Source organism: Rhodoplanes elegans (assembly GCF_016653355.1).
GTDB lineage: Bacteria > Pseudomonadota > Alphaproteobacteria > Rhizobiales > Xanthobacteraceae > Rhodoplanes > Rhodoplanes elegans.
Map to the genome: position 1 here is coordinate 1 of NZ_NHSK01000073.1, position 9,850 is coordinate 9,850.

Below are 9,850 nucleotides of genomic sequence, written 5' to 3' on the forward strand. Positions count from 1 at the left end.
GCCGCGGCCGCCTCGGCGGCGGCGATCAGCCGGCGCGACACCTCGACCCGAGCGGCCTCGGCCTCGGCCGCGCCGATGGCGCCGAGCGACAGGTCGCGCTCGATCTCGTCGAGCTGGTCGCGGTAGACGGCGGCATCGTCGCCGCCGCGCCCGGGACCGGTGCGGCGGAGCAGCGGCCACAGCGCGGCGCCGAGCGCCACGGCCGTCATCAGCGCGAGCAATAAGGAGAGCGTCATGGGCGAGACCCTAACCGGTGGCCCCGTCATTGACCATGACGCCCCCGGTCGCAACCTTGGGAAATGTCAAAGGCCCGTGACACAGGCGGCAGCCGGATAGGGAACCGGTTCGCGAAAATTATGGCCGGGCGGGCGACGCGCGTCCGAAGCAGCGCCACCGACCTCGTGTCCCGGGCGCGGCGCGACGCGCCGTGACCCGGGACCCAGGGCGATCGGACGAGGCGCTCACAGCGGCGCCGTCCGCGCCGCCCCTGGGCCCCGGCTCTGCGACGCATCAGGCCTGCGGCCTGACGCGTCTTGTCCGGGGCACGGACCCGCACTCCCGGAACGACCACGTCTCCGATGTGGCGTCCTCCCGCTCGGCGCGCTGCCCGTCACCCCTTGGCGGCGACCTTGGCGGCGGCCTTGCGCTCGCTGCTCACCGCGACCTCGGCGGCGCGCGCGATCACCGTGGCGAACTCGTCGCCGAGGATTTTTGCGCAGAAGCGGATCGCCGCCTCCATCTGGGCCTTGCGGTAGGGCAGCTCGCCCGGCTCGCAGGCGCGCAGCACGTCGATGATCGAGCGCGACCCGTTGTCGAGCTGGCTCTGCAGGTCGGAGAGCACCCGCAGCGTGATCTCGTTGAGGGCGAGCTCGCTCGCGTAGTTCTTGCACGCCGCCAGGAAGCCGAGCAGCGCCTCGATCTCGGCGACCTCGCCCTGGTCGATGGCGGCACCGGCCGGCAGGTGCTTGCCGGGGACGATGCGGATGATGCGCCGGACCCGCCCCGGGATGGTGTCGAGGTCGGACTTCAGCGCGTCGGCGACGCCGGCCCGGATGGCGGCGAGCTGGCGCGCCGGCCCGGTGCCCGAGGACATGTTGACCTCGCTGCGCAGGCCGCGCACCGCCTCGTGGACGTCCTTCAGGCTCTCGATCGCGCGACCCATCTGGCCGCGGCGGAAATGGTGGACGAGCTCCCGCACGGTGCGCTCGGTCTCGGTCAGCACCATGCTCAGCGCCAGGCCGTAGGCGCTCTCGGCGATCCGCTCGGCCTTGTCGGACTGGGCCGCCCGCACCGCCACCCGGACGAGATGCCAAGTCGCCGGCATGCGGTTCATGACGAGGATCAGGCCGTAGCGGATCAGCGCCTTGTCGCGGGCGACGGCGGTGTCGATCACGGCGACGATCTGGTCGAGCTGGTCGCCGGCGGCGGAGCGGATGCGGGTCGGCAGACGGCTGCCGATCGCCGAGAGCGTGTCGCGGTTCTTCATGATGGTGAAGAACTCGACGACGTCGGACTGGGCCCGCGCCGTGCCGATGCGGAAGGCGATGCGGCGCCGCGCCTTGTCGTCCTTGCCGGCGGCCTGGAGGATGTCGCCGAGCTTGCGGACCACGAGATCCTGGAACGTGCGGGCGGCGAAATCGGCCTTGCCCTGGTCCTTGGCGGCGAGATGCCGGCCGACGTCGGCGACGAAGGTCTTGGCCTCGGCCGGGGCGATCTCGGTGACGATCCAGTCCCACAGCGGGGCGAGGCTCGCCCGCGACACCCGGCCGTCCGGCTCGGCGGCGGATTCGTCGTCGGTCAGGAACGGCTCGATCGGGACGAAGAACAGCCGCGACGGATTGACGGCGCGATCCGGCGCCGGATCGTCCTCGTTCTCGCGCAGCACCTCGCGCAGATGCTCGAGCAGCAGGTCGGGCGCCGGCAGATGGTCGTGGCCGGCCTGCAGGCCGCGCTCGACCTCGGCCATCAGCATGGCCCGCGCCTCGGGCGACAGCTGACGCAGATACGCGCGCAATTTCTCGGAGGCTTGCTCCTCGCCTGCCATCCACACACCCTGCCGAGCGGAATATCCTGGCTCGGGTATAGGAGCGCGGTCTGAAGAACGCGTTAAGCGGACCGCGCCAGGAGGCGCGATCCATCAAAAGATCCCGTAACTTGATACCAGACTGGGGCGTGGCCTCAGCCGATCGGCGTCCACGAGCCGTCGGGATTGCGGCAGGCCGTGCCGCGCGCCGTCTGCGGCGTGCCGTCGATGTAGATCGTGTGGGTGAATTGCCGGCAGTTCTGGCCGCCCTGGTCGTAGGCCGGCCCCGGCACGATGGTGCCGTAGCGGCCCGAATCCGGATTGCGCCACGACACCGGCGCGCCCGAACGGCCGGTCTCCAGCGCCGCCATCTGGGCGTCGTAGGCGCGGCGGCGATCCTCGTCGTCCATGGCGGCACCGATGCGGTTGCCGAGCAGGCCGCCGATCGCCGCGCCGGCGAGGCCGCCGGCGAGCTTCGAGCCGGTGCCGCCGCCCGTCACGGCGGCGCCGAGCGCCGCGCCGCCGAGCGCGCCGACCAGCGTGCCGGTCTGCTCACGCGCCCCGACACCGGTGGCCGGATCGCCGGCGCAGCCGGCCAGCGTCAGCGCCAGACCCGAGGCCATGAGACCCGAGGCCACGACGGCGGCGCGCGCCGCCGATCCGAACCGCTTCATCGATATCCCCCACGCACGGCCGGACGGCCGAACACACTTTTCCCGATGCCCGGTATGGGGGCAGGAATAGGGCGAAACGAGGGACGTGACCTTTGCCGGCGCGGCCGAAATCGCCGCACCGATCCCACTCGCGACACGCCGGCCCCACCGCGAAGCGGGGCCGGACACGATGCCGGTCAGCGCGAGAACTTCTTGTACTTGAGGCGGTGCGGCAGGATCGAGTCGGTGCCGAGCCGGCGCATCTTGTCGGCCTCGTAGTCCTGGAAGTTGCCCTCGAACCACTCGACGTGGCTGTCCCCCTCGAAGGCGAGGATGTGGGTCGCGATGCGGTCGAGGAACCAGCGATCGTGGCTGATGATCACGGCGCAGCCGGCGAAGTCCTCGAGCGCCTCTTCCAGCGCCCGCAGCGTGTCGACGTCGAGATCGTTGGTCGGCTCGTCGAGCAGGAGCACGTTAGCGCCGGACTTGAGCATCTTGGCGAGATGCACGCGGTTGCGCTCGCCGCCCGACAGGTTGCCGACCTTCTTCTGCTGGTCGGCGCCCTTGAAGTTGAAGGCGCCGCAATAAGCGCGGCTGTTGATCTCGCGCTTGCCGAGCATGAGGATGTCGAGACCGTCGGAGAGCTCCTCCCACACGGTCTTCTTCGGATCGAGGCTGTCGCGCGACTGGTCGACATAGCCGAGCTTGACCGAGTCGCCGATCACGATCGTGCCCTTGTCGGGCTGCTCCTGGCCGGTGATCATGCGGAACAGCGTCGTCTTGCCGGCGCCGTTCGGGCCGATCACGCCGACGATGCCGCCGGGCGGCAGCTTGAAGGTGAGGTCGTCGATCAGCAGCTTGTCGCCGAACGCCTTGGTCAGGCCCTCGAAGTCGATGACGTTCTGGCCGAGCCGCTCGGCGACCGGGATGACGATCTGGGCCGTGGTCGGCGCCTTGTCGTTGGCCTTCTGCAGCAGCTCCTCGTAGCGCTGGTAGCGCGCCTTGGACTTGGCTTGGCGGGCCTTCGGCGAGGACGCGATCCACTCCTGCTCGCGCGCCAGCGTCTTCTGGCGCGTCTCCTCCTCGCGGCCTTCCTGCTCGAGCCGCTTCTGCTTCTGCTTCAGCCAGGACGAGTAGTTGCCCTCGTAGGGGATGCCGCGGCCGCGATCGAGCTCGAGGATCCAGCCCGTGACGTTGTCGAGGAAGTAGCGGTCGTGGGTGACGATCAGGATGGCACCCTGATAGTTGCGCAGGTGCCCTTCCAGCCAGTTCACCGTCTCGGCGTCGAGATGGTTGGTCGGCTCGTCGAGCAGCAGCAGCTCGGGCTGCTCGAGCAGCAGCCGGCACAGCGCGACGCGGCGGCGCTCGCCGCCCGAGAGCTTGTCGACCGCCCAGTCGTCGGGCGGGCAGCCGAGCGCGTCCATGGCCTGCTCGACCTGCGAGTCGAGGTCCCACAGGTTCTGGTGATCGATCCTGTCCTGGAGCTGCGCGGCCTCCTCCGCGGTGTCGTCGGAGTAGTTCATCATCAGCTCGTTGTAGCGGTCGAGGATCGCCTTCTTGGCGGCGACGCCGAGCATGACGTTCTCGCGCACCGTGAGGCTCGGCTCGAGCTGCGGCTCCTGCGGCAGGTAGCCGACGCGGGCGCCCTCGGCCACCCAGCCGTCGCCCGTGTACTCCTTGTCGATGCCGGCCATGATGCGCAGCAGGGTCGACTTGCCGGCGCCGTTGACGCCGAGCACGCCGATCTTGGCGTCCGGGTAGAAGGAGAGGTGGATGTTGTCGAGCACCTTGCGGTTGCCCGGATAGGTCTTGGACAGACCCTGCATGTGGTAGATGAACTGCCGGGCCATTGCCGCGCCTCGTCCTCGTCCGGTTGTTGGGATTCGCGCGCTGATGTAGCGACCGCCGCGCCCGAGGGCAAGCTGGCCGCCCGGCCGTGAAAGACGTCTCCGCCCCCTCCCCGCGTCGCGCCCGCCCGACCCCACGCGGCTTTGCGTGATCCGCCTCACAAACCCTTCGGCGTCCGCGAGCGACCCATCGACGAGAGCCGATGGAGCGTCGCCCGTGCCCGCCGAACCACGCACAAGCCGGATCGAGACTGCCACCGTCGGATCTCCGTCCGGCTGTCGCCGGCCCGCAACGTACGACTGTAACGAACCGGCAACACTGCGCGACGAAGTTGCGACAGAACCCGAAAATGAACCGAATTTTAACGATTTCGATCCAGAAAAGGCCTTAGAGCGACCCTCAGGATCACCGTACGCGGCAGAACGCCGGACCTGGATCGCCAAACCACGGAGCGTGTCATGAACGCCTCCAGTGCCCCGAGTGCTCCCATCGGCAAGACCCTGCTGGCCGCCTGCCGCTCGATCCTGACCGATCTCTTCACCACCTATCGGCCGGAGCGCCACTACATGCGCGGCCCCGGGCCGAAATGGCGGGCGAAGAACACCATCACCCACATCGTGATCCGGCCCGACCGCACCATGCGTGGCCGCCCCGCCCGGATTCGCATTCGCGTCTGAGTACCCTCCCCGACCGACTGGCGCGGCGGCGCCGGCTGCACGGCACCGCCGCTTTCGTCCGGCCCCCCTCTGCGCTCCATCGAAATCCCTTGTCTCTCTCCGCGGCCACGGGCTAGCTCGCGGTGTCTCGCGACCGACAAGGGAGTTCCGGCCCATGGCCGTCCGCTGCGCCGTCCTCGACGACTATCAGAACGTCGCCCTCTCCACCGCCGACTGGTCGGCGGTGACGGGTGACGTCGACGTTACGGTCTTCGATACCCCCTTCCCCACCCCCGACGCCGCCCGGGCGGCGCTTCAGCCCTTCGAGATCGTCTGTCTCATGCGCGAGCGGACCCCGTTCCCGCGGGCCATGTTCGCCGGGCTGCCGAACCTGAAGCTCCTGATCACCACGGGCGCGGCCAACCGCGCGATCGATCTGCCGGCGGCACGCGAGCACGGCGTAACGGTGTGCGGCACCGGCAGCTACGGCAATCCGACCATCGGCATCGTGTTCGGCCTGATCCTGGAGCTGACCCGGAGGATCGGCTTCGAGAACGCCCGCATGAAGGCCGGCGCGCCCCTGCAGTCGACCATCGGCGACGACATCGAGGGCAAGACGCTCGGCATCCTCGGGCTCGGCAAGCTCGGCACCCGGGTCGCCGGCATCGCCCAGGCGTTCCGCATGCCGGTGATCGCCTGGAGCCCCAACCTGACGGCGGAGAAGGCGCAGGCCGGCGGCGCCACGCTGGTGAGCAAGGAGGAGCTGTTCGCCCGCTCCGACATCCTCTCCATCCACGTGCAGCTCTCCGACCGCTCGCGCGGGATGGTCGGCGCGAACGAGCTCGGCCTGATGAAGCCGGATGCGCTGCTGATCAACACGTCGCGCGGCCCGATCGTCGACGAGGCGGCCCTTGTCGCGGCGCTGACCGCCGGCAAACTCGGCGGCGCCGGGCTCGACGTCTACGACATCGAGCCGCTGCCCGTGGACCACCCGTTCCGCCGGCTCGACACGGTCGTCACCACGCCGCATCTCGGCTACGTGACCAAGCAGAACTACGCCATCTACTTCCGCGACATGGTCGAGGACATCCGCGCGTATCTGGACGGCACACCGGTGCGCGTGCTCGGCGGTTGACCCGCCGGACCCATTTACCGTTTTGCTGCAGCGCAATACTACCGCCGGCGCGCGCCCCGCTCGGGCCGGCGGTATCGTTTTCACTGACGAAATCGTGAACAGCCTTCGTCGAACGGATTACGGGATTGTACCGAGGCGCGCTTCACTGCCACAATTCTGATGAGCCGCCCGCCAGCAGCGTAATTTAACCGGCAAGAAGACATTTATACTTCCGACTACACGATCCAAGCTTCAACTTCCCCCGCCGCTTCCGCCGCCCCAATCCAGCCAGAATTCATCAAAGCTTGCCTTGGGCTCGGTTTGTCTGTATGCCGCGCTGCGACGGAACGTGGAGGGATCATGCGGACAGTGAAATTCGCCGGGGCGGCAGCGCTCGCCTTCGTGAGCCTGACGCTGGTCTCGGCGGAGGTCATCCGGACCGCGGTCGGCCAGCAGTTCGACAACCGTGCCGAGTCTTCTCGCGCGGACTCGTCGCGCACCGAGTCCACCCGGGTCGCCCTGGCGCCGAGTCGCGGCGACGCGACCGTCGATGCGCGTCCGGCCCCCGCCCGGATCGATGTCGCAGCGGCGACCGACGTTCCGGCGCCGGTCGCGGCCACCGGTCCGCGCCTGGCGCTGGTGATCGGCAACGGCGCCTATCCGGACGGCGAGGCCCCGCTCAAGGCGCCGATCGCCGACGCTCGGGCGGTCGCCGACGAGCTGCGCGGCAAAGGCTTCGACGTCGAGCTCGGCGAGAACATGAGCAAGCAGGCGATGGAGCGCGCCGTCGAGCGCTTCACGGCCAAGATCACGCCCGGCGCCACGGCGCTTCTCTATTTCAGCGGACACGGCCTGCAGATCGGTCGCGAGAGCTTCCTGGTGCCGGTCAGCGCCCAGATCTGGCGTCCCGAGGACGTGCGCCGCGACGGTATCGGCCTCGAGCCGGTGGTCGCCGCCATGGACGCGCGCGGGGCCGCCGGCAAGCTGGTGGTGCTCGATGCCGCCCGCAAGAATCCCTTCGAGCGCCGCCTGCGCGGCTTCTCGTCCGGCCTCGCGCCGATCGCCGGGCCGGAGGGCACGCTGGTTCTCTACGCGGTGGCGCCCGGCAAGGTCGCCGACCAGGAGAGCGACGGCCAGAGCGTGTTCGCCCGCGAGCTTATCGCCCAGATGCGCAACACCGGACAGACCGTCGAGGAGGCGTTCAACCGCACCCGCCTGACGGTCGCCCGCGCCACCGGCGGCGCCCAGGTGCCGGCCGTGTTCTCGGCCATCACCGAGCCGTTCTCGTTCGCGGCGTCGGAGACGAAGCCCGCCGACGGCAAGGCCGCTGGCAAGCCGGACGATCAGGCTCCGGTGCGCCAGAGCGCCCGCTGACCGACACGACCGCGCCGCAACGGCGCAAGACGACACATCGAACGGCGCGGCCACCAAGCCGCGCCGTTTTTCGTTCGAGCAGCGGGCCGCCGGCCGTCGTCGCGGCGCGTGCGGCAGCCGGCGCTTGCACCGGGTCGCGGTCGGCGCATCATGCCGGACAGCAGAACGCGGACCGGCGCCCCGGAACCCCTCCGGCCGGCGCCGCAAAAGTCCGCGCCGCGGTCCGGAGAAGATGCCCATGCCCCCCACCCCCGGGACGGCGAGCGGAGAGCTGCTGCTGCTCTACGCCTTCCTCGCCATCGTCGCGCTGATCGTCCTGATCGCGCGCTACAAGCTCAACCCGTTCATCGCCCTGATCGTCGTCTCGCTCGCCATGGGGGTCGCGGCCGGGATGCCGCTGCCGACCATCGTGACGTCGTTCCAGAACGGCGTCGGCGGCGTGCTCGGCTTCATCGCCGTGGTGGTGGCGCTCGGCACCATGCTGGGCAAGCTGCTCGCCGAGTCGGGCGGCGCCGAGCGCATCGCCGGCACGCTGATCGGACTGTTCGGCGAGCGCCGGGTGCACTGGGCCATCATGGTCGTCGCCTTCATCGTCGGCATGCCGGTGTTCTTCCAGGTCGGCTTCGTGCTGCTGGTGCCGCTCGTCTTCGCCATCGCCAAGCGGACCGGCACGTCGCTGATCCTGGTCGGCGTGCCGCTCGTCGCCGGCCTCTCGATCGTGCACGGCATCGTGCCGCCGCATCCGGCCGCCATGCTGGCGGTCGGCACCTTCAAGGCCGATGTCGGGCTCACCATCGTCTACGCGATCATCGTCGGCCTGCCGGCGGCGGCGCTCGCCGGGCCGATCTACGGCCAGTGGATCGCGAAGCGCATCGTGCTGCCGCCGCACAACCCGCTCGCCGATCAGCTCGTCGGCGAGCCGCGCGCCGATCTGCCGGGCTTCGGCGTCTCGGTGTTCACCATTCTGCTGCCCGTCTTCCTGATGGTGGGGTCGAGCCTCGCCGATCTGACGCTCGCGGCCGGCACGCCGCTGCGCAACACGCTCAACTTCATCGGCAACCCGGTGATCTCGCTCCTCGTCGCGCTGCTCGTCGCGTTCTGGACCTTCGGCGTGCGGCGCGGCTTCGACCGCAATCAGCTGCTCAAATTCACCACCGACTGCCTCGCCCCCACCGCCACCATCCTCCTGGTGATCGGCGCCGGCGGCGGCTTCAACCGCGTGTTGATCGACAGTGGCGTCGGCAAGGCGATCGCCGATCTCGCGCTGCAGCTCCAGGTGCCGCTCCTGGTGCTCGCCTTCGTGGTCGCCTCGGTGATCCGCGTCGCCACCGGCTCGGCGACCGTGGCCCTCACCACCGCGGCCGGCATCGTCGCGCCGATCGCCGCGGCGACGCCCGGCGTCGTGCGGCCCGAGCTCCTGGTGCTCGCGACCGGGGCCGGCTCGATCATCCTGTCGCACGTCAACGACTCGGGCTTCTGGCTGATCAAGGAGTACTTCAACATGACCGTGGAGCAGACGCTGAAGACCTGGACGGCGCTGGAGACCATCCTGGCCGTCTCGGCGTTCGGCTTCACGCTGCTGCTATCGCTCGCGGTCTGAACGGAGGCGGACATGATCGTCGTGCTGATGGGCGTCTCGGGCTCCGGCAAGACCACGATCGGGATGCTGCTCGCGGCAAAGCTCGGCTGCGGCTTCTCCGATGCCGACAGCTTCCACCCACCCGCCAATGTCGAGAAGATGCGGGCCGGCGTCGCGCTGAACGACGACGACCGGTGGCCGTGGCTCCTGGCCCTGCGCAAGGCGATCGAGGACTGGGAGGCACGAGGGCTCGATCACGTGCTCGCCTGCTCGGCGCTGAAGCAGGCTTATCGCGAGATCCTCGCGCCGTGGGGCGACGTCACCTTCGTGTATCTGAAGGGCTCGGCCGAGCTGATCGCGCCGCGCCTCGCCGCCCGCACCGGCCACTACATGAACCCGGCCCTGCTCGATAGCCAGTTCGCCACGCTGGAGGAGCCGGCCGGCGCCGTCACGGTCGACATCGCGAACACGCCTGACGAGATCGTCGCGGCGATCCTCACGGCGCTCGGCCGCAGTCCGCAGGGCTTGTCGCACGCGGCGAGCTGATCCATCCTCGCCGTCCCGCCGATCGCAGCCCCCGTTTCGCATGACCGCCGCTCCCCT

9 protein-coding genes are annotated in these 9,850 nt (G+C 69.7%); 5 read left to right on the forward strand and 4 right to left on the reverse strand.

Going from position 1 to position 9,850, the window contains the following annotated elements; all coding sequences use genetic code 11:
- From ccmI to ettA, 4 genes are all read right to left on the reverse strand, one after another.
- Window positions 1-236, reverse strand: a 236-nt coding sequence (gene ccmI / locus CCR97_RS07505) for a c-type cytochrome biogenesis protein CcmI (RefSeq protein ID WP_201159417.1), incomplete at its 3' end; no start/stop codon positions are given.
- 374 nt (window positions 237-610) lie between these two features.
- Window positions 611-2,014 carry a hypothetical protein gene (locus tag CCR97_RS07510; RefSeq protein WP_201159418.1) on the reverse strand — a complete coding sequence of 468 codons (1,404 nt, stop codon included), beginning with the start codon at window positions 2,012-2,014 and terminating at the stop codon, window positions 611-613.
- Between the two features lie 164 nt (window positions 2,015-2,178).
- Complete coding sequence (locus tag CCR97_RS07515; protein ID WP_244670325.1) at window positions 2,179-2,697, reverse strand: RT0821/Lpp0805 family surface protein; 519 nt, start codon at window positions 2,695-2,697, stop codon at window positions 2,179-2,181.
- 176 nt (window positions 2,698-2,873) lie between these two features.
- Entirely contained in the window at window positions 2,874-4,526 is a 1,653-nt protein-coding gene (gene ettA, locus CCR97_RS07520; RefSeq protein WP_111358819.1) for an energy-dependent translational throttle protein EttA, read from the reverse strand.
- Window positions 4,527-4,982: 456 nt separating this feature from the next.
- On the opposite strand from ettA, the gene CCR97_RS07525 reads away from it, so the two are divergent.
- The 5 genes from CCR97_RS07525 (at window position 4,983) to CCR97_RS07545 (ending at window position 9,793) form a co-directional block, all read left to right on the forward strand.
- Window positions 4,983-5,201, forward strand: a complete 219-nt coding sequence (locus tag CCR97_RS07525; protein ID WP_111358818.1) for a hypothetical protein — start codon at window positions 4,983-4,985, stop codon at window positions 5,199-5,201.
- A gap of 154 nt (window positions 5,202-5,355) precedes the next feature.
- Window positions 5,356-6,315: a D-2-hydroxyacid dehydrogenase family protein gene (locus CCR97_RS07530; RefSeq protein WP_201159419.1), complete on the forward strand. Its 960-nt coding sequence runs from the start codon at window positions 5,356-5,358 to the stop codon at window positions 6,313-6,315.
- Between the two features lie 339 nt (window positions 6,316-6,654).
- Window positions 6,655-7,668: a caspase family protein gene (locus CCR97_RS07535; RefSeq protein ID WP_111358817.1), complete on the forward strand. Its 1,014-nt coding sequence runs from the start codon at window positions 6,655-6,657 to the stop codon at window positions 7,666-7,668.
- A gap of 238 nt (window positions 7,669-7,906) precedes the next feature.
- The gene (locus CCR97_RS07540) at window positions 7,907-9,268 is read left to right on the forward strand and encodes a GntP family permease (protein ID WP_111358816.1); all 1,362 of its coding nucleotides are present in this window, start codon (window positions 7,907-7,909) and stop codon (window positions 9,266-9,268) included.
- Between the two features lie 12 nt (window positions 9,269-9,280).
- Window positions 9,281-9,793: a gluconokinase gene (locus CCR97_RS07545; RefSeq protein WP_111358815.1), complete on the forward strand. Its 513-nt coding sequence runs from the start codon at window positions 9,281-9,283 to the stop codon at window positions 9,791-9,793.
- Window positions 9,794-9,850 lie beyond the last annotated feature (57 nt).

What these genes read in the sequence shown, in the direction of transcription:
- CCR97_RS07515 (WP_244670325.1), bottom strand. Translation starts at nt 2,697, where the DNA reads ATGAAGCGGTTCGGATCGGCGGCGCGCGCCGCCGTCGTGGCCTCGGGT.
- ettA (WP_111358819.1), bottom strand. Translation starts at nt 4,526, where the DNA reads ATGGCCCGGCAGTTCATCTACCACATGCAGGGTCTGTCCAAGACCTAT.
- CCR97_RS07525 (WP_111358818.1), top strand. Translation starts at nt 4,983, where the DNA reads ATGAACGCCTCCAGTGCCCCGAGTGCTCCCATCGGCAAGACCCTGCTG.
- CCR97_RS07530 (WP_201159419.1), top strand. Translation starts at nt 5,356, where the DNA reads ATGGCCGTCCGCTGCGCCGTCCTCGACGACTATCAGAACGTCGCCCTC.
- CCR97_RS07535 (WP_111358817.1), top strand. Translation starts at nt 6,655, where the DNA reads ATGCGGACAGTGAAATTCGCCGGGGCGGCAGCGCTCGCCTTCGTGAGC.
- CCR97_RS07540 (WP_111358816.1), top strand. Translation starts at nt 7,907, where the DNA reads ATGCCCCCCACCCCCGGGACGGCGAGCGGAGAGCTGCTGCTGCTCTAC.
- CCR97_RS07545 (WP_111358815.1), top strand. Translation starts at nt 9,281, where the DNA reads ATGATCGTCGTGCTGATGGGCGTCTCGGGCTCCGGCAAGACCACGATC.